The following is a 26,856-nucleotide window of genomic DNA, read 5'->3' on the forward strand; positions in this document are numbered from 1 at the left end:
ACATTACGCGTTCTCGAACCCGTGCATCCGACGTGCCCACTGATAGGCCACAACGGCCCCTTTCAAGCGAGGTAAAAGGAACAAGGACAACGCGGTGCACCCGATTGCGAAGATCAGAAACATGGTCAGCGGTTCTGGGCGGAATTCGACATACGTTACGTGCAGGGCGGGGGCCAGAAGGTGACCCACAAGTAGGATTGTCAGGTATGCTGGCCCGTCATCGGCGCGATGATGAAACAGTTCTTGCCCGCAATTCGAGCAGCTGTCGTTTACCGTCAGATACCCTTTCAACAGTTTGCCTTCGCCACATTTTGGGCAACGACCGCGAAAACCTTTGAGCAACGCTGGCTTGGTGGCACGTTCCGCTTCGGGCAGAGTGTTTATCGTTTGATCTGTCATTTCGATACTCGCGGGTTTGAATAAACCGGATATTGCGCATCTTTTGTGCAACTTAAAAGGGGGGTGCGTCGCTTTGCATCGCTGTTTTTTCTGGGAATTTTAAAAGTTTCGCGACGGAACCCGGGCGCCGCATCGTTTGAACCCATGTAAGCAGCGGCAAAAGGGCCGCGAAAACAAAGGAAAACGATATGAAAAGCGCCAAATTCATCCCGGTAGTCCTGATCGCGGCTGTGGCCGTCACCGGCACCTCTGTACTGGCCGCAGGGCCGCGTGATCGCGAACCTGTGACTTTCCAGGAACTGGATGCCAACAGCGATGGCCAGGTGACGAAAGAAGAAATGCTGGCCCATCACAGCAAACGCTTTACTGATGCGGATACGAACGGAGATGGGCAGTTGACCATAGAAGAGATGCAGGACGCTGGCCAGAAAAGGGTCAATGACCGTGTGACCAAGATGTTCGAGAAGCATGACGCCAATCAGGACGGGTCTCTGAGTCAGGACGAGTTGCCGAAACCACGCCGCGCTGACAAGATGTTTGATCGAATAGACGCGGATAGCGACGGGGCGATCTCGGAACAGGAATTTGCCGATGCGAAGGACAAGATGGGCCGCCATCACAAAAAGCGGGCAAAGTCGGACACTGACGACAGCTGATGCAGGATGGAGGCTCTGACGTCCTCATCCACTTCCATCCGCAGCCAGTCACGTGCTGCGGATATGCCCAGCGACGATACGTTGCTGGGCCTTTTCGCACAGGGTGATGCCGCCGCTGCTCGTATTTTGACGGACCGTTTGGGGCCGCGGTGTTTGTCGGTCGCCATGCGCATGCTGGGCAATCGGGCCGAGGCCGAAGATGTTACCCAAGATGCGATGATGCGTCTGTGGAAAGTTGCGCCGGATTGGGTTTCGGGGCAGGCGAAAGTGTCGACGTGGTTGTATCGCGTGACGATGAACCTGTGCGTTGATCACTTGCGCAAGAACAAACCTGACCGGCTTGCTGACTTGCCCGAGCCAGAAGATGGCAGTCCGAGTGTAGCGGACCGTATGCAGGACGAAGCCCGCAAGGATGCGCTTCAACTGGCGCTGGAGCAGCTGCCCGAACGGCAACGTCAGGCAGTTATTTTGCGGCACATAGAAGAGCTGCCAAACCCCGAGATCGCCGGTGTCATGGGGATTTCGGTAGAAGCGGTTGAAAGCCTGACCGCACGTGGCAAGCGGGCCTTGGCCGGGATTCTGGCAGGGCGTCGCGAGGAATTGGGGTATGACGATGACCGAAGATGAAAAAAATCTGGACGAGATGTTTGCGACGGCCCGTGAGAACCGGCCTTTGCTTTCTGATGATCTGACGGTTCGTATCCTGACAGATGCAGAGCAGGTACGCCTAAATCAGATCAAAGCTGCTGACAGGCCCCGACGTTCTTATTGGGCTAGGGTGTTAGATGGTATCGGCGGCTGGCACAGCTTTGGTGGTTTGGTGGCGGCCAGCGCGGCCGGCGTTTGGATCGGCTTTGCTGCGCCCGACTTTTTGCCGGACCCTGCGACCTATATCTACCAGCAAGAAGCCGGGCTTGCTCTGGCCGATTTGGACACTTCATTTCTGGAGGGCGCGGAATGAGCGACAATCCTAAACCAAAACGCAGATGGGTGAAGGTTCTGTTGGCCGTATCTTTGGGGTTCAACCTTCTTGTGGTTGGTGTCGCCGTAGGAACTGTGCTGCGGGTCAAGGGCGGAGATCATGCCAAGGCGCCTCCGGGATTTGGATCGGCGCTGTACCGGGCCTTGCCGAAAGAGGACCGAAAGGCACTGCGTGGGCAACTTTCAGCGCGCCATAAAGCCGGATCAAAGGATCGGGTCCGGAATTTTGAGATCCTCAGTGCTGCTTTGAGGGAAGTTCCTTTTGACCCCAAGACGGTGCAAGATATCTTGTTGCAGCAGTCACAGTCTTTGGCGGAATTGCAGTCAAACTTGCAAGGTCAATGGCTAGAGCAGGTCACCGACATGACTGACGCGGAACGCGCGCTTTACGCCGACCGCCTGGACGAGGTTGTGCGTCATGGTCCTCATGGCAAGAAGAGGAAGAATTAGTGCCTCAGGCCGCGCATTGCCTGACCCTGACTTGGTTGCGCCCTGCCTTTTTGGCAGCATAAAGCGCCGTATCGGCGGACTTGATCAGGTCATCTAGTGGCTCAGTTTGAAATGGAGTGGGCTGGGTTGTGATTAGACCGATACTGATAGTGACTGGAACGGGTTCTGTATTGTCCGGTAGCGAGAACGGTTTTTGTCTGATGCAATTACACAGTGATCGCGCAACACTGACCGCCCTCGTTTCAGTGGCATGAGGTAGCCCGATCATGAATTCTTCGCCACCAATCCGCGCGACAAAACCATCGGATCCGATTGCACGTTCCATCCGGGTTCCCGCCTCGGTCAGAACGATATCCCCGCCAGCGTGGCCATACCGGTCATTAATGGATTTGAAATGGTCTAGATCAGCCAGCATAACGGCAAAACCCTGACCTAGCTGTAACGACTTGCGCGTGATCTGATCCATAGCCCGCATGGCGTATCGGCGGTTGTGCAGACCGGTTAGAGGATCAATCCAAGATTCCGCAATTCCCCTGTGAAGCGATGCGCGCATCTGATCCATCTGGGTTTTGCGGGCAAGCCTGTTGGTCAGTCTCTGCCTAACCTCCTCGACACAGAAGCCTCCCATGCAAACCGCGTCAGCCCCCCGGTCGAGTGCTTCAGCGGCGAGCGTCGCGTTATTGCGGTCAAGTACCGCGATCAATACTGTGCGACGTGTGGCCGCTCGGGACTTCAGATCCGCTAGAACATTGAGCCCTGCCAGTGTTGTGCCGACTTCTATTACAATTGCGTCTGGGACCGGCCCTGATAAAACGCCCTGCAGGTTCGAAGAAGTGTGCGCGGAGACGTTATGTCTTGTCTGATCCGCAAGCAAATTTCGCCACGCGGCACCCGATCGCGCGGTTCTGGCCAAAACGGCCACGCGCGACGGTTTGGGTGGCGCGATCAGACTTACTGCGGGCTCGGCGAAACCCAATGGTTGAACGTTTGTAGTTAGCTTCAGATCCTGTGTTTCAGCACGAGCGCGCAACAGGCTGCGGACCTGCGCCAGCAGAAGCGAATCCTTAAAGGGATGCACCAGCACGTCGTCCAGCCCCTCCGAAAGGGCTTTCAGCCGGGCGGCTTTGTCGTTTTGCGCCGCTATCGCAACAACAGGGACATCGGCTAAGTCCGGATCAGCCGCGAGAAGCTGTTTGACATCAGTAGCTGTTCCATCCGGCAGAGTTTGGGCCGTGAGAACCAGATCAGGCCGTGTTCGCCGTAAAAGCCCAGCCAGCCCTTCCAGTTTTTCACCTTGCACGACGTGGTACCATGCTGCGGTCAACTGAACCTTCAGCATGATGCGATTGGTCGAGGTCCCGTCGAGGACAAGGATAGTTCCCTGCACGGACATATCTGTCACCGTTGATTGCATGCGTTGTCAAAGTGTTTATGAGTCTGGTTAACAAACCCTTTCCAAGATCAATTCCGGGGTCTCTTTATGCCAATCTCTGCTGAATCTGCCGAAACGCTGGCGCTGAATGTTCTGGCTTGGCTTGCGGGAAATGAGGAATTGCTGCCTGTATTTCTTGGGTCAACTGGCGCTTCGGCTCAGGATCTGCGCGACAGGGCTGCAGAGCCGGAGTTCCTTGGCTCGATTCTTGAATTCCTCATGCTTGACGATTCGTGGGTTGTGGAATTCTGTGACGCCAATTCTGTGCCATATGATCTTCCCGGACAGGCGCGTGCGGTTTTGTCCGGGGCGGCAGACATGCATTGGACTTGATGAAAACACTTCTGGAGCTTGAGATGCCGATAGACGCGCTTCTGTTCGACAAGGACGGAACTCTGTTCGATTTTGCCGATACCTGGGGTGCTTTCGGGCGCAATATGTTGCTGCGCCTGACCGATGGGGATCATGACAGGGCAAGGGTGCTGGGTCGTGTGATCGGCTTCGATTTGGATCAAGTCACATACTCGGAAGACAGCATCGTGATTGCGGGAACAGTCGAAGAAGTAGCCGAGACGTTGGCACCACACTTGGCGGAGATGCCACGAGACGCCCTGATCGACCTGTTGAACGCAGAGTCCGCCTCGGCCCCACAGGCGCAAGCGGTGCCGTTGACCCCATTTCTTGACGGGTTGCGGGAGGCGGGACTTAAGCTGGGTGTTGCAACAAACGACGGCGAAGCGCCAGCGCTGGAACATTTGGCATCAGCCGGTATTCGGGATCATTTCGATTTTGTTGCTGGTTACGACAGCGGCCATGGGTTCAAGCCGGGTCCGGGCCAGTTGCTGGCCTTTGCCGCGCATGTGAATCTGCCGCCTGAACGCGTCGCTATGGTTGGTGACAGTCTCCATGATCTTCAGGCGGGTCGGGCAGCGGGTATGACGACGATCGGTGTGCTGACGGGCTTGGCTCCCGCTGAAGTTCTGCAGCCAATGGCGGATGTCGTCTTACCAAATATCGGCCACATACCGGAATGGTTGACACGAAACTGATCGCCTAAGCTCCAGAATCGGCGCATCGGACCTCAAAACCGACAAGAGGTGTCGCAGACAGAGCGGCCACATGCCTTGCTTCGAGGCTTGCTTGACAAAAGACAAGCTCGCGGAGGATTCAATGGCAGAGGCGAAAACACGCAAACGTCGCAGTGGCGGGCGGGCAGGAGCAGCCGAACGCAGGGGCAGCGCGGTTATTGACCAGATGCCGTGGAGCCCACCGATCAATATCGACAAGCCGACCGAGCCTCTGGACGAGGCGGGAATTCAAGCGATCCACGAGGGCGCAATGCGCATTCTCGAAGAGATCGGTGTCGAATTCTACAATGAAGAAGCTATCGATATCCTGCGTAAGGCCGGTTGCACCATCGAAGGGGATAACGTCCGTATGGGGCGGGATTTTGTTATGGAGATGGTGGGCAAGGCACCATCATCTTTCACGATCACGCCGCGCAATCCGGATCGCCGGATCGAAATCGGTGGTCGCAACCTGTTGTTTGGTAATGTGTCATCGCCTCCGAATTATTGGGATATGGAGATCGGTACCAAGGTTCCGGGAAACCGTGAAATGTGTCGAAATCTGCTGAAACTGACTCAGTATTTCAACTGTATTCATTTCGCGGGCGGATATCCGGTCGAGCCTGTGGATATCCACGCAAGTGTTCGGCATCTGGATGTACTCTATGACAAGTTGACCCTAACTGACAAAGCGATGCACGCGTATTCGCTGGGTAAGGAACGTGTCGAAGACGTCATGGAAATGGTGCGGATCGCTGGTGGGCACAGCCACGAAGAATTCGAGGCAGAACCCCGGATGTACACCAACATCAACTCGACCTCGCCGCTAAAACATGACCACCCGATGATCGACGGCTGTTTGAGGTTGGCGCGACGTGGGCAAGCGATTGTTGTAACTCCCTTCACGCTGGCCGGAGCGATGGCCCCGGTAACAATGGCGGGCGCTGTGGCGCAATCGCTGGCCGAGGCTCTGTGTGCGATTGCTCTGTTCCAGTACGTCCGGCCGGGCATACCCTGCGTGATCGGGACGTTCACATCGAATGTAGACATGAAATCCGGTGCGCCCGCGTTTGGAACGCCCGAGTACATGCGTTCGACGCAGATGACCGGGCAAATGGCGCGGTTTTATGGCCTGCCCATGCGGTCATCTGGGGTCTGCGCGGCCAACGTACCCGACGGTCAGTCGGTTTGGGAAACCTCGAACTCGCTTTGGGCGGCTGTGCAGTCGGGGACGAATATGGTTTATCACGCGGCCGGGTGGCTGGAAGGGGGACTTATCGCCAGCCCCGAAAAGTTTATCATGGATTGCGAAATTTTACAGCAAATCCAACGCTATATGCAGCCCGAGATCACGGCGACGGGACCGGATGAGATTGCTTTGGACGCGATCCGTGCGGTCGGGAATGACGGTCATTTCTTTGGCATTCAGCACACTCAGGATCGCTATACCACAGCGTTCTACCAACCGTTTCTGAGTGACTGGAAGAATTATGAAGGCTGGGACGTTGCGGGCGGAATCTGGACCGCTGAACGGGCCCATCACATGTTCAAGGAAATCATTACCAGTTTTGAGCCCCCGGCAATAGATGAGGGCATTCGCGAAGAACTTGCAGACTTTGTCGAGCGCCGTAAAGCCGAAGGGGGCGCTCCGACCGATTTTTAGTGCAAAGCCAAGGACTTCCACTTTGAGACTTGTGCGTGTTTTGCATCTCGGAACTTGCATTTTCGCGTTTTGTTAAGGATTTCTGAGTCACAGTGCATCGGAAACCAAACCGAGGCTTCCCATGCATGGTCTGATAAACCGGGCAGTACAGTCCTTTGTGAGCGCGACATACGGGCAATCTTGCTGGATGCGGGTGACCGATGCCGCAGATCTTGGTTTTACCGAGTTCGAGGCAATGCTGGTTTACGATGACGCAATGACCACGCGGGTTCTGGATGCGCTTTGTGCCGAATTAAAGCGCCCACGAGCAGAGATTCTGGAAGATCTGGGAACCTATTTGGTTTCGCACCCCAATATGGAGGATTTGCGTCGTCTACTCCGATTTGGCGGCGATACGTATGTAGAGTTCCTGCATTCTTTGGATGATCTTTCGGATCGGGTTAGATTGGCGGTGTCCGATTTGCGGTTGCCTCTTCTGGAGCTGCGAGAGGTCTCTTCGTCAGAGTATCACTTGCACTGCTATTCGGGTTTGCCAGGGTATGCCAGTGTCATGGTTGGGGTATTGCGCGCCGTGGCCGACGACTACGGGGCGCTTGCCTTCCTAACACATGAAGGACAGCAAGGTGAGGTCGAGGTCATCACGATTGCACTCGTTGAAAGCGCATTTTCCGCCGGGCGAAATTTCGATCTGGGGGCCAGGAAGCCATGATCGAAATCGATGATCTTGCAGGTATGCTTGGGACTTTGTGTCCGATGTTTGTTCTTGTTGATGGTGGGGGTAGAATCGCTCAGGTCGGTCCGACCCTGCAGAAATTGCGTCCAGATCAGCCAATGCCTGGAAAAGACTTTTTGGAAGTATTCGAGCTCGTCAGACCTCGCAAAGTGTCGACGCTCGCAGCGCTCTTGTCCTTGGCCGGAGCGAAGTTGCACCTGAGAATAAAGGGTGAGCCACACACAGCGCTCAAAGGGTTGATCGCTCCTTTGCCAAACGGGCAGGGGGCGGTGATAAACCTGTCCTTCGGAATTTCTATTTTGGATGCGGTTCGTGACTATGCGCTGACCAGTGCGGATTTCTCAGGAACGGATCTCGCGATCGAGCTACTTTATCTGGTCGAGGCTAAGTCTGCCGCAATGGAGGCGTCGCGATCTTTGAACCTGCGCCTGCAGGGCGCGATGCTGGCGGCCGAGGAACAGGCATACACGGATATGCTGACCGGGTTGAAAAACCGCCGGGCCATGGATGTGTTACTTGGGCATTTGGCTTCTGGTGGCGCGCCGTTTGCCTTGATGCATCTGGATCTGGATTTCTTCAAGTCAGTGAACGACAGATACGGTCACGCGGCGGGCGACTATGTCCTGCAACAGGCGGCTTGTATTATGATCGAAGAAACCCGAAACGACGATACTGTCGCAAGGGTTGGTGGCGATGAATTTGTCATCATCTTCAAACACCTGATCGACGAATCTGTTCTGTCCGCAATTGCGTCCCGCCTGATTGACAGGTTGCGACAACCCATGATCTTTGAGGGGTCCGTGTGTCAGATATCAGCTAGTATTGGCACTGCGTTGTCGACGCAGTTTCAGGCGCCGAAAGCAGCCGAGATTTTGAATGCGGCAGATCAGGCCCTCTATGAGGCCAAGCGAATGGGGCGATCAAGGCATTGCCTGTATTCGTCATTTCTGGGTAAGCGCGTACAAACTGCGCAGTCGCAAGCCTCGCCGCACTAAGCTTTCACGACTTAAACTTTTTCGAAAGCCTGTGCCAGAACAGCCGAGATGTGGCGTTTTACTCCGGGGAGTTCGCCTATTACAGGCATGACCCTCCCTTGAAATCCAGCTTGTTCCAATTCCTGAGGTACATCTTCCAACACATGACCGCCGCGGCACGCGAAGAAAGGCAGGCAAAGCGCGATTTGCCCAGAGTTTGTTGCCGCCTCAGAAATCGAAGGGGCCTCTTCAACGAATCCTACCCGGATGGACTTCAACTTGATCCTCTCACTCACAAGTTCCGCGAACTGATTGGCGACAGCCGAAGGATTGCGGCTGCGACCCGATCCATGTGCAGCGAGGATCAAGTTGCACTGGTCTGTTGACCATGTGTTTGATTGAATGGTCGATCCAATCGCCTCGGCAGCGATGGCTGGAAGGGCTTTATCAACGCCAAGAGGATCGAGGATGCGCAATTCTCTTCCCCCCAGCCGTTTTGGCAAAGCGCTAGTGACAAACCAACCTTTGGCCATGAACAATGGGTAAATTACCGTGTCATCAGGTAAGTCGTCCAGGCAATGTTCCAGCCTGCTTGGCGCAGCGAGCGTTGCTGACGTGACATTCACTCCACCGCACATTTCATTCACCTCGGCCGCATAAGCCGCCAGGGCCGCTTCGGCTGGCTCGGGGTCAGACGGTTGACCGTGGGCGACAATTACAGCGTTTGGCATAGGTGTGATCCTGCTTGGTTCTGCCAAAGGTGGCGTGTGTTTTGGCGAAGTCAATGCGCCTTGCGAACGTATTAACCCAACAACGTAAGCCACAGCCAGACCGTCAGGATCGAGGCCCCTGTGCCGACTAAAACGGAGGAGGCCGCGACCCGTTTGGCACGGCCATACATGTTCGCGAATATATAGGCGTTAAAGCCGGGTGCCATGGCAGCGTTCAGCACTCCTGAGCGGAACAAGTCTTGCGGCAATCCCACAGTAGAGCCGAACAACCACACAAGGCTGGGGTGCAGCATAAGCGAAACGCCGCAGACATAGGCAATGGTGCGTAAATCACCCTCGGGTCGATATTTGACCAGTACGCCGCCCAAGGCAAACAACGCGCCGGGCAGGGCCGCACGGGTGATCAAGCCAAGAGCGTCATCGACCACTCCGGGCACACCGATCCCGGATAGGTTTACGATAAACCCCAACGCTATCCCCAGGATCAGTGCATTGCGGAACATAGCTGACAAGACCGAGCGCACCATCCGTGTGCCACCGTGGCCGCGACTACGAATGACCTCCATCACTGTGATGCCGATGCCATAGCAAAATGGCGCATGGAAGGCGATGATCGCGTAGTTCCCGGCCAGGTTTTCCGGACCATAAGCGCGCTCGGTAATTGGCAGCCCCAGCAGGACCGAGTTCGAGAACAGGCAGCAGAAGCCGATGGCGACGCAATCTTCCCACTCGCGCCGGAAAATCAGGCGCGCACCGAACAGGCCGGCGCAGAAACATAGACCCGCAGCAGTGTAGAAACTGAACAGCAGGCGCGGGTCGAAACTGGCGCTGAGGTCCAGATTGGCGATGGCCAGAAATAGCAGGCAGGGGATGGCGAAGCCCTGGGTGAACTTCATCAGCCCGTCGATATGGACCTCTTTGAAATAGCCCAACGCGGTGGCTGTGTACCCGGCACCGATCACCAGAAATACTGGCAGGATAACGTCGATCAGGCTTTGCAGCATGGTGCCATCCTGTGGAGTATTACGGCAGGCACCATGGGCTATTTAAAGGGCCTGATGGATCACCATGCCATCATAGGCAGGGGTGATGTGGTCGGCGGTTTCAGCCTCGACCGTGGCGTAGTCCAAATCGATATGCATATTGGTCAGCACCGCGCGCTTGGGCTGGAGCTGTTCGATCCAACCAAGCGTCTTTTCCAGATGCGCGTGAGTTGGATGCGGCGTGCGGCGCAGCGCGTCGATGACCAAACAGTCCAGCCCTTGCAGTGCAGGCCATGCGTCGTCATAGATCTCGGCCACGTCAGGCAGATAGACCAGTCCGCCAATCCGAAAGCCCAACGCGTCGATCGAGCCGTGATTAACCTTGAACGGCTGCAACGGGATCGGGCCGCCGGGGCCGTCGATCTCGAACGGGCCACTGATGGTTTTCAGATCAAGGATCGGCGGGTAGGGCGAGCTGTCAGGCTGGATGAACGCATATCCGAACCGCCCGAGCAGGTCGTTCTGCGTGTCGCCATCTGCCCAGACGGGCACACGGGTGCGCATGTTGAACACGATCATGCGCAGGTCGTCGATGCCGTGGACGTGGTCGGCATGGCTGTGGGTGTAGACCACTCCGTCCAGCCGCCCGGTGCCCGTATCCAGTAACTGACTGCGCATATCCGGTGTAGTGTCGATCAGGACTGAGGTTGTGCCCTCGGGCCCGTCCCGTTCCACCAGCATCGAGCAGCGACGGCGGATGTTCTTTGGGTTCTTGGGATCACACTCGCCCCAGTGCCCGCCCAGCCGAGGCACGCCGCCGGAAGATCCGCAGCCCAAAATGGTGCAGCGCAGCTGGGTCATGCAGCCGCCTTGTAGGTCGCGGCTTTGGTAAACAGCCGCTCGAAGTTCAACTGGGTCTGCGCGGCGAAATCGGCATAGTCCATGCCGAACACCTCGGCCCCCTTGCGGGCGGTGTGGGCGGTATAGGCGGGCTCGTTGCGTTTGCCGCGAAACGGGGGCGGGGCCAGATAGGGCGCATCGGTTTCAACCAGAACGCGGTCGACCGGGGCGGTGGCGAAGATATCGCGCAGCTCCTGGCTTTTGGGGAAGGCCGCGATGCCGGACATGGACAGGTAAAAACCCAGATCCAGCGCGGCTTTGGCCAGTTCCGCCGACGACGAAAAGCAGTGCATCACACAGGAATAAGGCGCGTTGCGATGTTCCTCGGCCAGAATGCGGGCCATGTCCTCGTCCGCTGCACGGGCGTGGATAATCAGGGGTAGGCCGGTGCGCTGGGCTGCCTCGATATGGACGCGCAGAGATTGTTTTTGCACTTCGGCGCTGTCGGCGGTGTAGTGGTAATCCAGCCCGGTTTCACCAATACCAACGAACTTGGGATGCCGGGACAGTGCGACCAGTTCGTCTACGGTGGCCATCGGCTCATCCGCAGCGCTCATGGGGTGGGTGCCCGCGGCGTAGAAGACGGAGGCGTGGGCGTCGGCTATCGCGCGGACGCTTGGTTCGTTGCGCAGTTTGGTGCAGATCGTGACCATTCGGGTCACGCCCGCGTCAATCGCATTGGCAACGATCTGGTCCAACTGGCCTTCGAAATCGGGGAAGTCCAGATGGCAATGGCTGTCGGTGATCTGAGGGGTGTCGCTCATCTGCTCTGACCGGCGGTTTCCTGTATCTTGAACACCGTATCTAGGACCAGAGCCGCAGGGTCAAGGTTCACCGCCTGACCATGTCGTGCGCGGGCGGTGATTGTTGCAGCCACCTCAGCCCATTTGCGGGCCTGATGGGGGGATTGGGACAGGCGCGACAGGATTTCGGCCTCATTCGGAGCAGCCTCGGGCAGGGGGGCTGCTCCGGTCGCGCCGGTCAGTGCAAGACGGGACAAGGCCACGTCGATCAGGGTCAGCAGCAACTCGAACCGCTCAGCCGCGCCGCGCTGGGCGGCGGCCTCGGCCAGTTTCAGGGCGCGTTGACGGTCCATACGGGGCAGGGTGCCGAGGATGGCGATGAATTCGGCGTAGATCTCAAGACCGCCGAGGTTGATCAGGCGCACCGCGTCCCCAACAGAGCCAGCGGCGAGGGCGGCCAGATGATCCGGCTGCGCGGGCAATTCGGCCCCGGTTTGCGCCAGTGCGGACTGCATGTCTTCGGCCCTTAACGGGGATAGGCGCAGGGTTCGGCAGCGCGACCGGATTGTTGGTAAAAGGCGTGAGGGCTGGTGTGAGATCAACAGCAGAGTCGTGCGCGCGGGCGGTTCTTCCAACATCTTCAACAGGGCGTTGGCAGCGCTGACATTCATCTCATCGGCTGAATCCACGATGACCACGCGCCGCCCGCCATCGGCCGAAGACAGGCCGAAGAATTTGCCCAGCTTGCGGATGTCATCCACTACGATTTCGGTCCGCAAGCGTCCCTGATCGTTCAATGACCGGGTGATTGCGGCAAGGCCTGGCTCGGCTCCGGCCTGAATGCGGTGGGCGACGGGGTGGTCGGGGTCGATCGCGAGCGTCTCAGGGGGCGGCGGGGCACCGAACAGTCCGTCATCCTCGGCCGGAGGGGTCGCCAGTAGGAACCGTGCGATCTGCCAAGCCAGAGTCGCTTTACCCACCCCGCGCGGGCCGGTCAGCAGCCAGCCGTGGTGCAGACGGTCCGAGTTATAAGCGTTCAGAAACGCCTGTTCAGCCTCGGACTGCCCGAACAAGGTCGCGGTTTCGCGCGGGTGCGGGGCACCGGGGGCCTGATCCGGGGTGGGGGTGTCGTCGCTCATGGGTCGTCCGTCACAAGGATTGCAGGACGATATCTGTCACATCGCGGGCTACACTGTCCATGTCTCGGTTGCCATCAATCACGCGAAAGCGGTCCGAGAACTCATCGGCCAGCGCCAGAAACCCGGAGCGCATTTTCTGTTGCAATTCCAGTCCGAAATCCTCGAACCGTTCTTCTGTGCCTTGCCGCCCTTTGGCGCGGGACAGGCCGATTTCCGGGTCCATGTCGATCAGGACGGTCAGGTCGGGTTCGCGCCCGATCATCAGCTTGTGCAACTGATCGACCAGAGGGCGCAGATTGCCGCGCGACATGCCCTGATACATGCGGGTGCTGTCGGCGAAGCGGTCGCAAATTACGACCTTTCCAGCCGCCAGCGCTGGTTCAATAGTGCGTTCCAGGTGGTCGCGGCGGGCGGCGGTGAACAGCAGCAGCTCGGTCTCGGCTGACCAACGGTCCGGATCACCTTCCAGTACCAGCCGGCGAATTTCCTCGGCCCCGGCTGAACCGCCGGGTTCGCGGGTCAGAACAACGTCGCGACCCAATCCGCGCAAGTGATCGGCCAGCATACGCGCCTGCGAGGACTTGCCCGACCCATCAATGCCTTCAAATGTCAGAAACACGCGGTGCCCTTGTCAAAAAGCGTCCAGAGGGTTGCCGATCACATCGGTCAGAACGATCCCTCCAACGGTCATCATCCGAACCAGAAAACCACCCGCGGCCACATCCTGTACCGCGACCAGAGGGCGCCGAATTTCGGGCAGACCTTCAGGCTTGATTACCAGTTCGGCCAGTTTCTGACCCTTGGCAATCGGAGCGTTGATCGGGCCGTCATAGACGACCTCGGCAGCTACGTTTTCGTCGCCCAGAACCGGCAGCAGGATGTTCAGATCGTCTTCGGGTACAAGGCCAACCGTCTTTTGCGCCCCCATCCAAACCTCTGCCTCGGCTATCGGCGCGTCTTTGTTGGCAATTGTCCTCTCGACAAAATTTCGAAACGACCAGTTAACCACGGCCTCAGCCTCCTCTGCGCGCTGGCCGGTGCTGTCCAGGCCGGTGAGCACAAAGATCACCCTGCGATCACCCTGCTTGGCCGAGCCAACAAGTCCATAGCCGGCCTCTTGCGTGTGGCCGGTTTTCAAACCATCCGCACCGATCCCCAGCTTCAACAACGGGTTGCGGTTGCGCTTGTTCGAAGGCGCGCGGCCATCGAATTCAAACTCTTCCTCGGCGAACAGGGGATAATATTCTGGGAAATCTGTGATCAACCGATCGGCCAGTATGGCAAGATCGTGAACCGACATCATGTGCCCGGCTGCAGGCCAGCCGTTCGAGTTGGCAAAAGTGGAATTGTCCATACCCAACTGTTCCGCGCGCTGTGTCATATACCGAGCGAAACCTGCCTCGGTTCCGTCAGGGCTGAGCGCCTCGGCGATGACAACACAGGCGTCATTGCCGGACAGAACGATGATGCCGCGCAGCAAGTCCTCGACCGACACGCGGTCTTGTGTGTTCAGGAACATCGTCGAGCCGCCATAGCTCATGGCGTGTTCAGACACGGGTAGGGTTTCGTTCAGGGTAAGACGTCCATCCCGCAACGCCTCGAACGCGACATATAGGGTCATGAGCTTCGACATTGAGGCAGGGGGCAAGGGTTGTTCGGCGTCTTTCGACAAAAGCACAGTGCCTGTTGTCTGGTCCATCACATAGGCTGCGCGGGCGGATGTATCAAAGGCGAAGGCGGGCAGAGCTGTCAGCGCCAACCCCATTGCCAGAACGGATGATCGCAAAGTGGACGGCACAGTAACCTCCTGTTTTTCAGTTCTTGACGACGAAAGCGTCGGTAAAGCCCAGATCCTTGACGTCTCGCTGCAAAGCGGTGCGTTCGCCCCGGGTTTTGGCGGGGCCAACAAGAACTCTCCAGACTGATTTCTCGCCGGTTTTTAACTCGCGTACTTCGGTTGTCAGGCCATTGCGGCGAATTTTCCGAGCAGCGCTTTCAGCATTTTCTTCGACGCTGAATGTGCCAACCTGAACATATGGTTTGGATACCGAAGCAGTATCGGATTCTGCCGATGCCGCAGCGGTGGGCGGGGTTGGTTCAGACGCCTCAATCGCCGCCGCAGCCCCTTCAATCGGGTCGAGCGATGTCTGGGTGATTTCGTCAGAAGATTTCTTTTGCCACCATTTCTTCTTGGCGGACGCGTCCGCAGGCGGGGTGACTTCGGGATCAGACAGAGTGGAAGTCGCCACCTCAGGCGCAGCTTCCACTGCAGTCTCGGCAACTTCGGTCGCGGTCTCGGCGGCGGCATCCGCTGCCACAGCGGCAGTGCCCGCAGCAGCAGCGGTTTCCTTTTTCTGCCACCACTTCCGCTTGGGTTTATCTTCGGCCTCGGCGGTTTGATCTTCGGTCGGAGCGTCGCCTGTAACCGGTTCTGCAACCTCGGGTTCTGGAGAGGTTTCGGGTTCTGCTTTTGGCGCAGGCTCGACGGGTTTACGCCGCAGGGCGACGACCTCGACGCGTGTTGGAGAACCGGCGAGAATGCCAAGCTTTACCGCTGCGTCAGACGACAGCTGCAATGCAGGACCCGGCAAGTTACGTTCTCGCCGGAATAAAGCGCCTGTGACTGTCTTGTTGTTTGCGGTGTTCTTGATGCGAACGCGCTCTGGCTGGGTGACATCAGGATGTGCGATCCAGATTCCACCAAGAGACGGACGGCCATCCCACAACCCTGCCTCGGTCAATGCAAACACCTCGGGTGCCTCGACATCGTCACGGGGGTTTCCGGTCGCTTCGGGGAAAATCTCTCGTTTTGCTGAGTTCTGCGTGCTGTCCGAAGACGCCTCGGTCGCTTCGTTGCCGGTTTCAAGTGCTTCTTCGCATCCGGCCAGAACCAAAGACATCACGGCCAGAACCGCCAACGCCAGCGGCTTTGCGCGTGTTTCGGTCGCTCGATCCATCGTTTTATCCCTTGCCTGTAAGGGGTCGGTTTCCTGAACCCCACCGCGTTTCGCCGGTTCTGCAACGCCGGTCTGGTACGGTTTGTGGCCCGATCATAGCGTGAGCAAGGTATCAAGGAAAGACCGCTGCGACAGCTTCGGCAAGAATTCCCTATTTGGTCTTGCCACCGGTTTGCGTTCGCCTTAGACCCAGCATCACGCGGGGAGGTGGCAGAGTGGTCGAATGCGGCGGTCTTGAAAACCGTTGAACGTGAGAGCGTTCCCAGGGTTCGAATCCCTGTCTCCCCGCCACTCATACCTGTCTCACTTCAGTTGTATTTTCTGATCCGGAATTGTTACGCAATTCCCGCGCGTTGGCGCATGCGCTTTCAATCAGAGACGAAGCAAACCGTACATTCAGAGGACAATTCAGGCGCGAGTCTCAGTGTCGCATTTTAGCGGGGTCGCTTTGGGCTGGATTTCCCTGATAACCTGCAATTTACAGGGAATATTCGCAAACCGGGACTGACTTCCGTCATTTCTTCTATCAGAACTGTATGTTTCTCAGAGGTTTATGTTGCAAATTCCCTAAAAGGTGGAACAGGGAATTTCCTCGTGCGAACAGGGAATTGTTCCGCCGGATCAGGGAGGGCGAAGTCTGTATCAGGGACGCAGGAGCTGGAGATGTCAGAAGCCGAACAGGCGTTCCTGTTCGGACCATTCAAGTGGGTGGGTCACGCTGACCAGACGCTTGAGTGTGAGTTCGGGCGGCTGGCTCCCGTCGAGAATCGCCGTTTGAATCTTTGGTGAGAGAAAGGCGAGCTGAGCACGGGTGCGGATGAAGGCGTCAGGGACGCTTTCGCGGCGGGCAATCTCCATCAGTTGAACTCCGGCCTTCAGATCACGGGCCCAGCCATGGGCGCGGATCAGCATGGACCGGAGGTGGGGATCAGGTTGGGGTGCCATGTCTCCGGCGATGACCTTGGCCTCGACGCCGCGGCGGCACAGATCGAAAGATGCGGTGACGTGGGTGAGATCCGGGTGCAGATGATCGGCCGCGATGCCAAGTGCGCTTGCCAGAGTTTTGGGGTTAAATTCGAGGTCGATCTGTCCTCGTGCAAGTTTGCCTTTGGCCAGAAGAGCAGCGCCGATCTGACAGCCATGGCCTAGAAGCCGGGTTACTAAATCCGCAACTGAAGTCTGAACTGCCTCGGCTGACCCGGCCTCCGGCTGCGCCAGTACTTGGTGCGCCGCGGCGGCGTCTTGCAAATGTCTGACGATGACATCAATGACCGCGTTTTCCAGCGCTGGGCCGGGCAGTCGCCAGCCAGAGATATCCTTGCCGCCTGAGATCAGTCGATTGGAGATATAGTAGCGCAACCGTCGGCCTTTGCGCGTGGTGTGGGTCGGCGTCAACCGATCACCAGTTTCGTCATACAGCAGACCGGTGAGCCAGGCCCCGGGGTCAGTGGAGTGTTGGCGCGCATCGGAGTCGCCGCGTGCCCGCGAGCGGTTGGAGGCCTGTCGCATTTTTTCCTGCACCCGGTCCCAGATGTCCTGATCGATGATCGCCGGATGTTGTCCGTCCCAGATCTTATCCTTGTGGCGGATTTTTCCGAGATAGACCGGATTGCGCAGCAGGTAATAGATTTGACCCCGTGACAGCGGACAATCCCCCTTCACACTGCCATCTGTCCGAACAACCCGTTTTGACCGCAGGTCTTCTGCCGTTGCCCGTTCTTCTACTTTGCGCAGGCAACCAAGCTCGTCATAAAGCCCAAAGAGATGCCGGACCGTTCTGGCCTCCTCTTCATTCACCACCAGCGTTCTTGCCTTCGGATCGGGGTGGCGATCATAGCCCAGAGGCAGGTTGCCACCCATCCAAAGCCCCTTCTTCTTCGACGCTGCAATCTTGTCGCGAATACGTTCGGCGGTGACTTCCCGTTCAAACTGAGCAAAGGACAACAGCACATTCAGCGTTAAACGGCCCATGGAAGATGAGGTATTGAAGGCCTGCGTGACGGACACAAAAGAACAGTTTGCCTGTTCCAGCCGGTCGACCAGCTTAGAGAAGTCGGCAAGCGACCGGGTCAGCCGGTCAATCTTGTAGACCACCACCATGTCAATACGCCCGGCATCGATCTCTTCAAGAAGGCGCTGAAGGGCGGGTCGCTCTAGGGTGCCGCCCGACAGGCCACCGTCATCGTAGCGCCCGGACAACAGGGTCCAGCCTTCATGTCGCTGGCTTGCGACATAGGCCGCGCAGGCCTCATATTGCGCATCCAGCGAATTGAAGTCCTGATCCAGACCATCTTCTGAGGACTTGCGCGTGTAGATGGCGCATCGGATTTTACGGCGCGGGCTCATTTGGCCGCCTTGCCGGTGAGCCCAAAGAAACGCGGCCCTGACCAATGCGCGCCGGTAATCTCTCGGGCGATGGCCGAGAGTGAGCGATAGGACCGACCGTTCCAAGTGAAGCCGTCTTCTGTAACGTCGACTACATGGGTCACACTATTCCACTCGCGTAGCAGGCGCCCGCCGGGTTTTAGGGCAGGGCATGTAGGCCGGGGTTTCTTCCCAGAGCCCTTTTCCAGCGTGGCTTTGACCTGGCGGGGTAGCCTGCCATGACGGCGGGACTGCATCTCAAAGGCGATAAAGCGGCGCAGAAAGGGTTGGCTGAGCATGGCGGGGGCGGGTTGATCAAACAGTTGCTGCCAAAGCGTGACCAGATCCGATCGACCCATGGCGGCGAGATCGGCGACATCGCTCGTCTTGGTCATGACGCTTCTCCAGTTCCCGCCGCCAGATGATATGTGGATGGTCCATTTGGTTTGTCGGATGTCCGCCGTTCAATTGTGACGCCTTTTTTCCGCAGACCGCTTAGAGCTGCTCGGACCGAATGAGGCTGCCATCCCGTTGCTTTGCACAGCGCTTCCAGGTTGGCGCCGCTCGGGCGACGCAACAAAGCTTGAACCTTGTCAATTTTGGTTTGCTTCCGTTTGGACATTAACTGTCTCCTCTGATCTTGGGTCAGCGAGATGCCGAACCCCAGTACCGAGGAGCGCCCGAATGGCTCGGGCGTGGGTTCAGTGATGCGTGGTTTACGGCAACAGTCCAGCTCTTTCTGAAACGATTACTGGAGGCGTGTGTTTTGAAGTGCGACGCTGCCGTACCCCCGATTATTCGTCAACAATCTTAATTGGTTACTTTTAGTTTGGGGGGTTGCGTCTCGTATTGATGGCACCTACATTCGACCTAATCGCCCGGACTATCAGGGCGGGAAACTGCTCCCGCAGGCAGCACTCATTGGAAACACAGGTTTCCGCAGAGAGCATTCAAAGGAGCAACGTCTCGGATCGATTGGTCCGGGGAGTTGCGATTTGTGCTCTCTCCGATTTTCCAACGCGATCCCTCCATCTCGACGTCCGCGCGGCGTCACGCAAAAGGAGGCGGTTATGCCTGCCAACAAAACACTAAGTGACGCTCTGGCGTCCAATACGCCGATCTGGATGGCGGAGAAAGTCATCCAATTGAAGATCAGCCAGATCAAGCCCTACGCCAACAACAACCGCGTGCACGCGGCCAAGAATGTCGACAAACTGAAAGCATCGGTGGCCCAGTTTGGCTTTGTCACTCCGATCCTGTTGGATGGTTCGGGCACAATCATCGCGGGTCATGGCCGCTATGAAGCCGCCAAGGCCCTGGGGTTGATGTCCGTGCCGACTGTTGTCGCGGATCACTTGTCAGACGGGGAAGTGCGCGCTCTGCGTATTGCGGATAACAAGCTGGCAGAATTGTCCGACTGGAATGAGGCGGCCCTGCAGATCGAATTTGCCGAGCTGATGGATCTCAGCCTTGATGGCGAGTTGAACTTTGATCTGGACATCACAGGGTTCGAAACACCGGAGATCGACATCATCATCGACGGCACGGGCGAGGCCACGGAGACTGAAGCGGAATCTGTTGATACGCCGAACCCTGCGGCACCCGTAGTCACGGAGCCGGGTGACCTCTGGGTTCTTGGAGATCATCGCATCTTCTGCGGGGATGCCCTGCAAGCCCAGATCTACGACACCTTGTTGAAAGGCGAGAGCCCGCAGATGGTGTTCACTGATCCTCCCTATAACGTACCGGTCAATGGGCATGTGCGGTCCGGCAATAGCGCCGAACACCGCGAGTTTGCCATGGCGTCGGGAGAAATGTCGGATAGCGAGTTCCGCAGCTTTCTCTCAGACGTGATCAACCGGCTGTTTCACTGCTTGCCCGACGGAGGCATTGCGATGATCTGCATGGACTGGCGTCACATCGAAGAACTGATTGTAGTGGGCAAGGCAGCTGGATTGGACCTCATCAATCTCTGCGTCTGGAATAAGACGAACGGAGGCATGGGCAGCCTTTATCGCTCGAAGCACGAGCTGGTTTGCATCTTCAAGAAGCCCGGTGCGCCGCATATCAATAATGTCGAATTGGGCAAGCACGGGCGCAACCGGACCAACGTCTGGGATTACGCCGGTGTGAACAGCTTTGGGGCAGGGCGCGAGGCGGATCTCGCGGATCATCCCACGGTGAAGCCGACAGCTCTGGTTGCAGATGCCATCATGGATGTGAGCCACCGCGGCGATGTCGTGCTGGACGCCTTTGGCGGGTCCGGCGCGACTCTGCTGGCAGCTGAGAAAACCGGGCGCCAAGCGCGGCTTATTGAGCTCGACCCGGCTTATGTCGATGTGGCCATCCGCCGTTGGCAGGAGATGACCGGTGATAGCGCCGTGCACGCGGTAACAGGCCAGACGTTCGATGCGCGTTTTGCGGCCAACGATACCACTTCACAACAGGAGGTGGGTCATGTCTGACGATACGAAAGAGTATGAGGTCGGCTACGGCAAACCGCCCAAAGCGACCCAATTCAAAAAAGGCCGATCCGGCAATCCGAAAGGGCGGCCGAAAGGTGCCAAGGGGGTGAATGCCAGCTTGAAACGTGAATTGGAAACCAAGATTACGGTTCGCGAAGGCAGCCACGAAATCCGGATTTCCAAGGCTGAGGCAATTGCCAAGCGGTTCACGGCAGGCGCGTTGAAGGGCGACACGAAATTGTTGATGGCGCTGCTTAAGCTGGACACAGATCTGTTCAACGCAAGTGAATTGGACGCGCAAGAAAGCGTCCGTACGGTTGAGCCCGACGCTGTCGACTACGACATCCTCCGGGATTTCTTTTCCAGCCAACTGGACGGTGACGGTGATCTGGAAAACGAGGAGGCGGAAGATGACGACTCCTGATCCAAAAATCGTCGTGCAAGCCGCTCGCGAGGTTTGCCGGGACAATTTCTTTCCCTTCGTTTGGCGTGTGTTTGGCACGCTGCACCAGGGAACTGACCGCAGCTTTGATCCGGCCTGGCATGTGCGGGCCATGTGCCATGAGTTGGACAATGTCCGTCGAGGCGAAAACAAGCGACTGATCATCAACATCCCGCCACGTTGCCTGAAATCGGTCACCGTGGCCGTTGCATATGTCGCTTATCTTCTCGGTCATAACCCCAGCGCCAAGATCATCGTTGCCAGCTATGGGTTGGATCTGGCGCGCAAACATTCCGAAGATTGTCGTCGGATCATGTCTGCGCGCTGGTACCGGGAAATGTTCCCTGAAACGGTCTTGGCTAAAAAGGGCAACACCTCAGAAGAAATCCGCACCACAAAGGGAGGCAGCCGTAAGGCTGTCTCCATTGGAAGTTCTGTCACCGGTCATGGCGCCGATTACATCATCATCGATGACCTGCTGAAAGCCGGAGATGCCGGCTCCGAAGCCGAGCTGGTCAAGGCGCAGGAGTTCATTGAGGGGACCTTGTTGTCGCGCTTCGACAATCCGGCCGAAGGGCGTGTGGTTATGGTTGCGCAACGGTTGCACGAGATGGATCCGCCGGGTTATCTGCTCGAACGCGGGACCTACCGGCATCTGAATCTGCCTGCCATCGCAGAAGGCCATGAGGTGGTTCCTCTTGGGCGTGGAAGGGTCATGCGCCGCAAACCGGGTGATCTCCTGTGCCCGTCCCGTTTGGATCAGCAAACGCTGGATACCAAGCGTCGCGAAATGGGCGCGGCCGTGTTCAATTGCCAGTATCAGCAGAACCCCATTGCTCCCGACGGGTCGCCCTTGCGCTGGGAGTGGTTTGGCACCTACGAGACCATCGAAGATCGCCGCTGGTTCCAACTGGTGGTTCAGAGCTGGGATACGGGCATGTCGGCAGACCCCCGGTCTGATTTCTCTGTCTGTACAACCTGGGGGTTCCGCGAAAATGCGTGGCATCTTATCGACGTCTGGCGCGGGCAGGTAGACTACCCAGACCTGAAAGCCAAGGCACTGCAACTTGTCGGCCGTTGGGATCCCGATCGTGTCCTGATCGAAGATGCGGCCTCCGGCAAACCTCTTTTGGACGAATTGTTTCGTGATGACCGTCGGCGCTACGAACGCATTAAACCCGACAAGGACAAGGAAACCCGGTTCCAGTCCGCTTGCGGTCCTGTCGAAGAGGGCAAGGTTTATCTGCCTGCAGATGCACCCTGGCTGCCGGTATTCAAACGGGAGCTTCAGTCCTTTCCACGCGGACGCAACGACGATCAGGTCGACAGCTTTGCCCACTTTCTGAACTGGTCCAAGGGACCGGGCTTCTACCGGGCATTGGGCCGCGACCACCGGATCAACATCGAACGTCGGGAGCGTAATCGAGAGAGGGTCAGGCGACGGTAGGATCTCGGAGTTGAGCTTGAAAACTCGTTGAATAGTACTGGGAGGGCCGATGTCGGACCAATCCTGAGAGCGGCCCCAATGACCGCTCGCAACCACAAACCGGTCTAATCGCTAATGCCGTCGGATGACGGCTTTGAGCCCTTCCCGACCGATGCAGCTTTTGTCACGAACGGGCAGAATGCCGACCTTACGGACCTTCGCTGCGGGCACGAGAAGTCAGAGTTCGCAGAAACCAAGGCGGTCAAGATGGGCGGAAAGCTGACTTTCGTTGTGTCCGCAAAATAGGCAAGGACCTCTGCCGAAAGCTGACATTCGATTGATTTTGCAACTAAGATAATCACTGCGCCGCCGAAAATCGGCTGCAAGATCAAGATCACCAGATAGCATCCAGCCGATAATGAGAATAGAAAAAGCCATGAAACCTATCACAAGAAACTGACCAAAACACCATGGCTACAGACCTTAAATCCTATGGCATCGATGCCGCCTTTACCCGTGGCGCACTCAAAGGTTCACAGATTGAGCCCAGTTATTCCGGCGCTCTGAGTTTTATGCGCCGCAAATACACAAAGGATCTTGAGGGGGCGGATGTAGCGATCACCGGAGTTCCCTTTGATCTTTCTGTGAGTAACCGTCCTGGAACCCGCTTTGGCCCAGAGGCAATTCGCAAGGCAAGCGCTCAACATGCCTGGGGCCCAATTTGGCCCTGGCGGTTTGATCCATTCGATACGCTTGCAGCAATCGATTACGGTGATTGCGTTTTCGACTGGGGCGTGCCCCAAGACGTCCCGTTGGCCATAGAGCGCCACATATCGGAGATAATCTCGGGAGGAACGGCCAGCCTTGTTCTGGGCGGCGATCATTTCATCACCTATCCGGTACTTAAGTCCTATGCTGAGAAGTACGGCCCAATCGGTCTCATCCAGTTTGATGCCCATCGGGACGTCGAGCCCGACGAGGGTGGACGCATGGATCACGGCAGTATGTTCAACCTAGCGGTTCGCGAGGGCATCATAGATCCGCAACGGACCGTTCAGGTGGGCATCCGCACCTGTTTCGAGGGCGAAGAGACCTATGGCATGAAAATCTTGCATGCAGACGCCGTACATGCTGCTCCAGCTGAAGAGATTGCCGCAACCATTTTGTCCACCGCTGGGGATGGTCCGACCTACCTGACCTTCGACATAGACTGCCTCGATCCGTCCACTGCTCCCGGGACGGGCACACCGGTCCCGGGCGGGCTTACCAGCTACCAAGCGCTCGCCATAATCCGGGCCATGAAGGGGCTCGATCCAGTCGGCATGGATGTGGTCGAAGTCTCCCCCCCGTTTGATCATGCGGAGATGACCTCCAACGCAGCCGCAATGATCGCCGCAGAACTTCTTTGCCTGAAAGCCTGGGCCAGAGGAGCTCGGGCCGTTTCAGAATAGCCAATAAATCGTCTGTTGCTTGTCTCACAAGTGGAGAATAGCTGCGTGCGGCTTGGCCCCAATAGGCCGTCCGCAGATTGCGCCCTTCTGTCTATTCGAGCTCAAATGTCCGGTAAGGGGCAACGGATCCATAAGTTCGTTTGGACATTCTCTCTATCAAATGGCTCAAGCATCAATCATGGCTGACGATTGATTTCACCAAGAATTGTAGACCTCTACGGTCTTTGCTTTCAGGCTATATTGCGCCTCAATGTTTGCAGCGCCATCAAAAAAGACGACGTCGCGCCGTGTATCCTCGGCGTTCAATTCTCCTTCGATCCAGAAAGCTTCGAAGATTGAGCTGAAGGCAACACCCTTTGGATAGTCCACATGGACAATCTGGTTTGGAGGCGGTGTTGGCGTGTGAACGCAGGCACCTGCAACTGGCACAAACAGGAATTCTGTCACCTTTTTCTCTTCGAAGGCGAGCGGGACAACGTAACCGGCAAGCCGTATAGATTGTCCGAGAATGTTCTGGTTGGGTGCGCGCCTTGCTTTGCCATTCTGAGCGATGATGTTCCGCCGCTCTCTCATCAGGCCGTCTACGTCAACTTGATGCATTGAGAGGAGTGTAAGAGCAGCTTCGTGGCGTTCAAATAGTGCCATATCTTCCCGTTCGCGCGGTGTCGACGTGCGCCATTCGACGTGGATGCGCATGGCGTCGCGCAGAAACGGTCGCATGTCGGCAAAGGGCGTTTCGCTGGAGACATGCACTGGTAGCAGATCCTGCCAGCCAATCACACGCGTACCTGTCGACATGTTTTGCGGCGCTACACTGACTGGCGTTCGGGTCAAATCAAGCGGAGCTGCAAGCGGATCAAACGGCATACCACCGGGTTGCTGGCCCGCAATCGCGCGCTGCCATGCGCTCTCAATGCTTTGTGCCGCAACCGGGAGAGATATCAGACCAAACAGAGCGCCAATCGCAAAAGCTGACAGCGGACTCGTCATCCCTCAGACACTCTCACGCTAGTAACTGCGACGCCTCGGCGCAGTTTCTCGTCGTCGCCTTCTTCCCACTCCGGCTCGGTCAATAGTTTGTCCGGTTCGCCGTCGCGATCAATATCGTAGACCAGTTCGCCGCCAAAATAGGTTTGCAGCACTTCAGTCTTGTGAAATTCAAAAACGTTCTCTTCGGCCTGTCTGCGAATATCTCGGTCGAGCACGATGATGTCTGCAATCTTGCCTTCCTCGAGACTCCCCAACACATCGCCCCGATCCTGAAGGCGTGCACTACCCAGGGTCGAGCCATGGATAACCTCTTCAAAGGTCAATGGTTCACCGGGCATGACAAGACCGCCGGGTGTTCCCATAGCCTGTCGTGTCATGCCGATCTCCATTCCTTCCCACGGCGAAAACACAGGAGACGTCGGCGCGTCAGGTCCAAATCCATACTCCATGAACTCGGTCACGAGTTTGAACTGGTACATACGCTCCAGCACCTCTTTTGGCAGGTTCTGACTGGTCACATTACGAAAGTACTCCTCGGTGGGATCAGCCCAGTGAAGTTGAAGCTGCCCGGAAACCCCGAGCCGAGACATGCGACGAGCGTTGTCGATAGACAAATGGTCAACATGCGTGAAAATCTGAGGGATGTCGTCGCGAAGGGGCTCGCCGGTTTCATGTGCAAATTCCAGCGCGTCGAGCGAGCGGCGGATCCCCGCGTTCCCTTCAACGTGCAGCATCAAGGTAAAATCACGCTCTGTTAGTGCGTCGAAAATCTCTGCAAGGTTGTCTGGTCGAAAGTTCATATCCGGCCGTGTGCCGTCCAGATACGGGCCTTCCATATAGGCAAAACGCCCCGGTGTTCCATCAATAGCGAACTTCACAGTGTTCGCATGGAGAATACTGGGATCAACGCCCGCATCCTCGACTGCGGCCCGCCGTATCTCTAATTGTTCGATCATTGCGGTATCGCCCTCTGGCGTGCCGGTGCCCCAGAACACCATGGCTAATTCGTGCCTGAGTGTTAGTTCTCCTTTTTGCGCCAAACGGACGTAGACGTCATCTGCCCCCTCCTTGGACCCGGCGGCAGCTTCCGTTGCACCGGTGACCCCGACCGCGTTGAGCACGCGAGCGGCACCAATAATCGCTTCCTCCTGTTTCTCAAAAGAATAGAGTTTGTGCTGTTCGACAAACCCTGTCGAAAGGTGAGCTTTCTCCTGCAAAAGTCCGGAAGGTTCATCGCCAGCGTCATTCAAAGGCATGTAGCCGCCTTTCGGTGGCTCCCAATCGGCAGTGATCCCGAGGTATTCCAGAGCTTTCGTCGAATACCAGCCGTTATGTTGCGTATTGTCGGAGATCAATGCAGGGCGTCCACCAACGATTTCGTCCAGTTCTTCCTTGGTGGGATTCTGAAAATGCGCGTCGGACCAACCGCCGCCGATCACCCACTCATCTGGCCCGAGCGTCGCCGCGTACTCCCGGATTACTTCGACAACCTCCTCACGCGACGCATCGTTGTAACCGAACAGGTTGAGCATGACGAAATGCGTCTGCCCAAAGATGCGTGTGTGCAAGTGAGTGTCGATGATACCAGCCATAACGGTATTTGTGCCCGCATCCACGATCTGGGTGCCATCGCCTGCCAACTCGCGGCAACTGTCATCAGTGCGTACACAAATGATCGTGTTTCCCGCAACCGCCACGGATTGCGCCAGTGGCAACTCGGGGTTTGACGTGATGATGTTTTCACTCAGGAAAACGGTGTCGGCTTGCTGAGCAAGTAGCGGCGAGCCTGCGAGCAAAATAGCTAGCGCGAGCGCGCTGTATCCTGATTTCATTTTCAAGTGATTCCCTAAATGCTGACTGTTTGGAGGTTGGCAAAAGACCACAACGAGCGTCATATCAACTTTTCAACA

28 protein-coding genes and 1 tRNA gene are annotated in these 26,856 nt (G+C 57.1%); 14 read left to right on the forward strand and 15 right to left on the reverse strand.

The genetic code is table 11. The features are described from left to right. Nucleotides 1–3 precede the first annotated feature (3 nt). The gene (locus tag ACR0DX_RS02670; protein ID WP_170352630.1) at nt 4–399 is read right to left on the reverse strand and encodes a DUF983 domain-containing protein; all 396 of its coding nucleotides are present in this window, start codon (nt 397–399) and stop codon (nt 4–6) included. Between the two features lie 188 nt (nt 400–587). Here ACR0DX_RS02670 and ACR0DX_RS02675 point away from each other — a divergent pair, with 188 nt between their 5' ends. The 4 genes from ACR0DX_RS02675 to ACR0DX_RS02690 are packed head-to-tail and all read left to right on the forward strand — an operon-like array spanning nt 588 to nt 2,486. After that, the gene (locus tag ACR0DX_RS02675) at nt 588–1,055 is read left to right on the forward strand and encodes a CREC-EF hand family protein (protein ID WP_170352631.1); all 468 of its coding nucleotides are present in this window, start codon (nt 588–590) and stop codon (nt 1,053–1,055) included. 6 nt (nt 1,056–1,061) lie between these two features. Continuing rightward, a complete protein-coding gene (locus ACR0DX_RS02680) occupies nt 1,062–1,682 on the forward strand; it encodes an RNA polymerase sigma factor (protein ID WP_170352632.1) in 621 nt (206 codons plus the stop codon). Continuing rightward, nucleotides 1,663–2,016, forward strand: coding sequence for a hypothetical protein (locus ACR0DX_RS02685; protein WP_234899558.1), 354 nt, complete (start codon nt 1,663–1,665; stop codon nt 2,014–2,016). Before ACR0DX_RS02680 ends, ACR0DX_RS02685 begins: the two co-directional genes overlap by 20 nt. Further along, the gene (locus tag ACR0DX_RS02690; protein WP_170352634.1) at nt 2,013–2,486 is read left to right on the forward strand and encodes a periplasmic heavy metal sensor; all 474 of its coding nucleotides are present in this window, start codon (nt 2,013–2,015) and stop codon (nt 2,484–2,486) included. The genes ACR0DX_RS02685 and ACR0DX_RS02690 overlap by 4 nt, the downstream gene beginning before the upstream one ends. Before the next feature lie 4 nt (nt 2,487–2,490). On the opposite strand, the gene ACR0DX_RS02695 is transcribed toward ACR0DX_RS02690, so the two are convergent. Next, nucleotides 2,491–3,879: a diguanylate cyclase gene (locus tag ACR0DX_RS02695; protein ID WP_480845334.1), complete on the reverse strand. Its 1,389-nt coding sequence runs from the start codon at nt 3,877–3,879 to the stop codon at nt 2,491–2,493. An 87-nt stretch (nt 3,880–3,966) separates the two neighbouring features. On the opposite strand from ACR0DX_RS02695, the gene ACR0DX_RS02700 reads away from it, so the two are divergent. The 5 genes from ACR0DX_RS02700 (at nt 3,967) to ACR0DX_RS02720 (ending at nt 8,376) form a co-directional block, all read left to right on the forward strand. After that, entirely contained in the window at nt 3,967–4,251 is a 285-nt protein-coding gene (locus ACR0DX_RS02700; protein WP_170352635.1) for a DUF3572 domain-containing protein, read from the forward strand. A gap of 23 nt (nt 4,252–4,274) precedes the next feature. Continuing rightward, the gene (locus ACR0DX_RS02705) at nt 4,275–4,967 is read left to right on the forward strand and encodes an HAD family hydrolase (RefSeq protein ID WP_170752251.1); all 693 of its coding nucleotides are present in this window, start codon (nt 4,275–4,277) and stop codon (nt 4,965–4,967) included. A 121-nt stretch (nt 4,968–5,088) separates the two neighbouring features. Beyond that, entirely contained in the window at nt 5,089–6,648 is a 1,560-nt protein-coding gene (locus ACR0DX_RS02710) for a trimethylamine methyltransferase family protein (protein ID WP_170352636.1), read from the forward strand. Nucleotides 6,649–6,769: 121 nt separating this feature from the next. Next, on the forward strand, nt 6,770–7,357 hold the full coding sequence (locus ACR0DX_RS02715) for a heme NO-binding domain-containing protein (protein ID WP_170724230.1): 588 nt from the start codon (nt 6,770–6,772) through the stop codon (nt 7,355–7,357). Then, on the forward strand, nt 7,354–8,376 hold the full coding sequence (locus tag ACR0DX_RS02720; protein ID WP_170352638.1) for a GGDEF domain-containing protein: 1,023 nt from the start codon (nt 7,354–7,356) through the stop codon (nt 8,374–8,376). Before ACR0DX_RS02715 ends, ACR0DX_RS02720 begins: the two co-directional genes overlap by 4 nt. Nucleotides 8,377–8,387: 11 nt before the next feature. On the opposite strand, the gene ACR0DX_RS02725 is transcribed toward ACR0DX_RS02720, so the two are convergent. From ACR0DX_RS02725 to ACR0DX_RS02760, 8 genes are all read right to left on the reverse strand, one after another. Then, a complete protein-coding gene (locus tag ACR0DX_RS02725) occupies nt 8,388–9,086 on the reverse strand; it encodes a CbiX/SirB N-terminal domain-containing protein (protein WP_170352639.1) in 699 nt (232 codons plus the stop codon). A 71-nt stretch (nt 9,087–9,157) separates the two neighbouring features. Continuing rightward, nucleotides 9,158–10,090 carry an AEC family transporter gene (locus tag ACR0DX_RS02730; RefSeq protein ID WP_170352640.1) on the reverse strand — a complete coding sequence of 311 codons (933 nt, stop codon included), beginning with the start codon at nt 10,088–10,090 and terminating at the stop codon, nt 9,158–9,160. A 42-nt stretch (nt 10,091–10,132) separates the two neighbouring features. Beyond that, on the reverse strand, nt 10,133–10,930 hold the full coding sequence (locus ACR0DX_RS02735; protein WP_170352641.1) for an MBL fold metallo-hydrolase: 798 nt from the start codon (nt 10,928–10,930) through the stop codon (nt 10,133–10,135). Further along, nucleotides 10,927–11,733: a TatD family hydrolase gene (locus tag ACR0DX_RS02740; RefSeq protein WP_170352642.1), complete on the reverse strand. Its 807-nt coding sequence runs from the start codon at nt 11,731–11,733 to the stop codon at nt 10,927–10,929. The genes ACR0DX_RS02735 and ACR0DX_RS02740 overlap by 4 nt, the downstream gene beginning before the upstream one ends. Next, complete coding sequence (locus ACR0DX_RS02745; RefSeq protein WP_170352643.1) at nt 11,730–12,851, reverse strand: DNA polymerase III subunit delta'; 1,122 nt, start codon at nt 12,849–12,851, stop codon at nt 11,730–11,732. Before ACR0DX_RS02745 ends, ACR0DX_RS02740 begins: the two co-directional genes overlap by 4 nt. Nucleotides 12,852–12,861: 10 nt before the next feature. Then, nucleotides 12,862–13,470, reverse strand: coding sequence for a dTMP kinase (gene tmk, locus ACR0DX_RS02750; protein WP_170352644.1), 609 nt, complete (start codon nt 13,468–13,470; stop codon nt 12,862–12,864). 12 nt (nt 13,471–13,482) lie between these two features. Further along, a complete protein-coding gene (locus ACR0DX_RS02755; RefSeq protein WP_170353129.1) occupies nt 13,483–14,616 on the reverse strand; it encodes a D-alanyl-D-alanine carboxypeptidase family protein in 1,134 nt (377 codons plus the stop codon). 49 nt (nt 14,617–14,665) lie between these two features. Next, nucleotides 14,666–15,808 (reverse strand): SPOR domain-containing protein, encoded by a 1,143-nt coding sequence (locus ACR0DX_RS02760; protein ID WP_170352645.1) that lies wholly within the window; start codon nt 15,806–15,808, stop codon nt 14,666–14,668. Between the two features lie 201 nt (nt 15,809–16,009). Between ACR0DX_RS02760 and ACR0DX_RS02765 the strand changes: the two genes are divergently transcribed. Continuing rightward, nucleotides 16,010–16,099 (forward strand) — tRNA-Ser (locus tag ACR0DX_RS02765). A 375-nt stretch (nt 16,100–16,474) separates the two neighbouring features. Here ACR0DX_RS02765 and ACR0DX_RS02770 read toward each other — a convergent pair. The 3 genes from ACR0DX_RS02770 to ACR0DX_RS02780 are packed head-to-tail and all read right to left on the reverse strand — an operon-like array spanning nt 16,475 to nt 18,794. Beyond that, complete coding sequence (locus ACR0DX_RS02770) at nt 16,475–18,154, reverse strand: recombinase family protein (RefSeq protein WP_093964943.1); 1,680 nt, start codon at nt 18,152–18,154, stop codon at nt 16,475–16,477. Continuing rightward, nucleotides 18,151–18,567: a DUF2924 domain-containing protein gene (locus ACR0DX_RS02775; protein ID WP_093964944.1), complete on the reverse strand. Its 417-nt coding sequence runs from the start codon at nt 18,565–18,567 to the stop codon at nt 18,151–18,153. Before ACR0DX_RS02775 ends, ACR0DX_RS02770 begins: the two co-directional genes overlap by 4 nt. Then, complete coding sequence (locus tag ACR0DX_RS02780) at nt 18,564–18,794, reverse strand: DUF3489 domain-containing protein (RefSeq protein ID WP_170352646.1); 231 nt, start codon at nt 18,792–18,794, stop codon at nt 18,564–18,566. Before ACR0DX_RS02780 ends, ACR0DX_RS02775 begins: the two co-directional genes overlap by 4 nt. 448 nt (nt 18,795–19,242) lie before the next feature. Between ACR0DX_RS02780 and ACR0DX_RS02785 the strand changes: the two genes are divergently transcribed. The 4 genes from ACR0DX_RS02785 (at nt 19,243) to speB (ending at nt 23,956) form a co-directional block, all read left to right on the forward strand. After that, entirely contained in the window at nt 19,243–20,637 is a 1,395-nt protein-coding gene (locus ACR0DX_RS02785) for a site-specific DNA-methyltransferase (protein ID WP_480845086.1), read from the forward strand. Then, the gene (locus ACR0DX_RS02790) at nt 20,630–21,061 is read left to right on the forward strand and encodes a DUF5681 domain-containing protein (RefSeq protein WP_093964947.1); all 432 of its coding nucleotides are present in this window, start codon (nt 20,630–20,632) and stop codon (nt 21,059–21,061) included. The genes ACR0DX_RS02785 and ACR0DX_RS02790 overlap by 8 nt, the downstream gene beginning before the upstream one ends. Then, nucleotides 21,048–22,526, forward strand: a complete 1,479-nt coding sequence (gene terL, locus ACR0DX_RS02795) for a phage terminase large subunit (RefSeq protein ID WP_170352647.1) — start codon at nt 21,048–21,050, stop codon at nt 22,524–22,526. Before ACR0DX_RS02790 ends, terL begins: the two co-directional genes overlap by 14 nt. A gap of 449 nt (nt 22,527–22,975) precedes the next feature. Continuing rightward, nucleotides 22,976–23,956, forward strand: a complete 981-nt coding sequence (gene speB / locus ACR0DX_RS02800; RefSeq protein ID WP_170352649.1) for an agmatinase — start codon at nt 22,976–22,978, stop codon at nt 23,954–23,956. Nucleotides 23,957–24,151: 195 nt separating this feature from the next. Here speB and ACR0DX_RS02805 read toward each other — a convergent pair whose 3' ends face one another. Continuing rightward, nucleotides 24,152–24,946 carry a DUF3299 domain-containing protein gene (locus ACR0DX_RS02805; protein WP_170485422.1) on the reverse strand — a complete coding sequence of 265 codons (795 nt, stop codon included), beginning with the start codon at nt 24,944–24,946 and terminating at the stop codon, nt 24,152–24,154. Next, nucleotides 24,943–26,841, reverse strand: a complete 1,899-nt coding sequence (locus tag ACR0DX_RS02810) for an amidohydrolase family protein (RefSeq protein WP_170352651.1) — start codon at nt 26,839–26,841, stop codon at nt 24,943–24,945. Before ACR0DX_RS02810 ends, ACR0DX_RS02805 begins: the two co-directional genes overlap by 4 nt. Nucleotides 26,842–26,856: the final 15 nt, after the last annotated feature.

The organism is Ruegeria sp. D3 (genome assembly GCF_056534465.1).

Excerpts from the sequence above, each read along its gene's own strand:
- ACR0DX_RS02760 (WP_170352645.1), bottom strand. The coding sequence starts at position 15,808 with ATGGATCGAGCGACCGAAACACGCGCAAAGCCGCTGGCGTTGGCGGTT.
- ACR0DX_RS02710 (WP_170352636.1), top strand. The coding sequence starts at position 5,089 with ATGGCAGAGGCGAAAACACGCAAACGTCGCAGTGGCGGGCGGGCAGGA.
- ACR0DX_RS02700 (WP_170352635.1), top strand. The coding sequence starts at position 3,967 with ATGCCAATCTCTGCTGAATCTGCCGAAACGCTGGCGCTGAATGTTCTG.
- ACR0DX_RS02715 (WP_170724230.1), top strand. The coding sequence starts at position 6,770 with ATGCATGGTCTGATAAACCGGGCAGTACAGTCCTTTGTGAGCGCGACA.
- ACR0DX_RS02805 (WP_170485422.1), bottom strand. The coding sequence starts at position 24,946 with ATGACGAGTCCGCTGTCAGCTTTTGCGATTGGCGCTCTGTTTGGTCTG.
- ACR0DX_RS02790 (WP_093964947.1), top strand. The coding sequence starts at position 20,630 with ATGTCTGACGATACGAAAGAGTATGAGGTCGGCTACGGCAAACCGCCC.
- ACR0DX_RS02755 (WP_170353129.1), bottom strand. The coding sequence starts at position 14,616 with ATGGGGTTGGCGCTGACAGCTCTGCCCGCCTTCGCCTTTGATACATCC.
- ACR0DX_RS02740 (WP_170352642.1), bottom strand. The coding sequence starts at position 11,733 with ATGAGCGACACCCCTCAGATCACCGACAGCCATTGCCATCTGGACTTC.
- ACR0DX_RS02695 (WP_480845334.1), bottom strand. The coding sequence starts at position 3,879 with ATGTCCGTGCAGGGAACTATCCTTGTCCTCGACGGGACCTCGACCAAT.
- ACR0DX_RS02770 (WP_093964943.1), bottom strand. The coding sequence starts at position 18,154 with ATGAGCCCGCGCCGTAAAATCCGATGCGCCATCTACACGCGCAAGTCC.
- ACR0DX_RS02670 (WP_170352630.1), bottom strand. The coding sequence starts at position 399 with ATGACAGATCAAACGATAAACACTCTGCCCGAAGCGGAACGTGCCACC.
- speB (WP_170352649.1), top strand. The coding sequence starts at position 22,976 with ATGGCTACAGACCTTAAATCCTATGGCATCGATGCCGCCTTTACCCGT.
- ACR0DX_RS02720 (WP_170352638.1), top strand. The coding sequence starts at position 7,354 with ATGATCGAAATCGATGATCTTGCAGGTATGCTTGGGACTTTGTGTCCG.
- ACR0DX_RS02675 (WP_170352631.1), top strand. The coding sequence starts at position 588 with ATGAAAAGCGCCAAATTCATCCCGGTAGTCCTGATCGCGGCTGTGGCC.
- ACR0DX_RS02810 (WP_170352651.1), bottom strand. The coding sequence starts at position 26,841 with ATGACGCTCGTTGTGGTCTTTTGCCAACCTCCAAACAGTCAGCATTTA.
- ACR0DX_RS02680 (WP_170352632.1), top strand. The coding sequence starts at position 1,062 with ATGGAGGCTCTGACGTCCTCATCCACTTCCATCCGCAGCCAGTCACGT.
- ACR0DX_RS02775 (WP_093964944.1), bottom strand. The coding sequence starts at position 18,567 with ATGACCAAGACGAGCGATGTCGCCGATCTCGCCGCCATGGGTCGATCG.
- ACR0DX_RS02735 (WP_170352641.1), bottom strand. The coding sequence starts at position 10,930 with ATGACCCAGCTGCGCTGCACCATTTTGGGCTGCGGATCTTCCGGCGGC.
- ACR0DX_RS02685 (WP_234899558.1), top strand. The coding sequence starts at position 1,663 with ATGACGATGACCGAAGATGAAAAAAATCTGGACGAGATGTTTGCGACG.
- terL (WP_170352647.1), top strand. The coding sequence starts at position 21,048 with ATGACGACTCCTGATCCAAAAATCGTCGTGCAAGCCGCTCGCGAGGTT.
- ACR0DX_RS02780 (WP_170352646.1), bottom strand. The coding sequence starts at position 18,794 with ATGTCCAAACGGAAGCAAACCAAAATTGACAAGGTTCAAGCTTTGTTG.
- ACR0DX_RS02690 (WP_170352634.1), top strand. The coding sequence starts at position 2,013 with ATGAGCGACAATCCTAAACCAAAACGCAGATGGGTGAAGGTTCTGTTG.
- ACR0DX_RS02745 (WP_170352643.1), bottom strand. The coding sequence starts at position 12,851 with ATGAGCGACGACACCCCCACCCCGGATCAGGCCCCCGGTGCCCCGCAC.
- ACR0DX_RS02705 (WP_170752251.1), top strand. The coding sequence starts at position 4,275 with ATGCCGATAGACGCGCTTCTGTTCGACAAGGACGGAACTCTGTTCGAT.
- ACR0DX_RS02725 (WP_170352639.1), bottom strand. The coding sequence starts at position 9,086 with ATGCCAAACGCTGTAATTGTCGCCCACGGTCAACCGTCTGACCCCGAG.
- ACR0DX_RS02785 (WP_480845086.1), top strand. The coding sequence starts at position 19,243 with ATGCCTGCCAACAAAACACTAAGTGACGCTCTGGCGTCCAATACGCCG.
- ACR0DX_RS02730 (WP_170352640.1), bottom strand. The coding sequence starts at position 10,090 with ATGCTGCAAAGCCTGATCGACGTTATCCTGCCAGTATTTCTGGTGATC.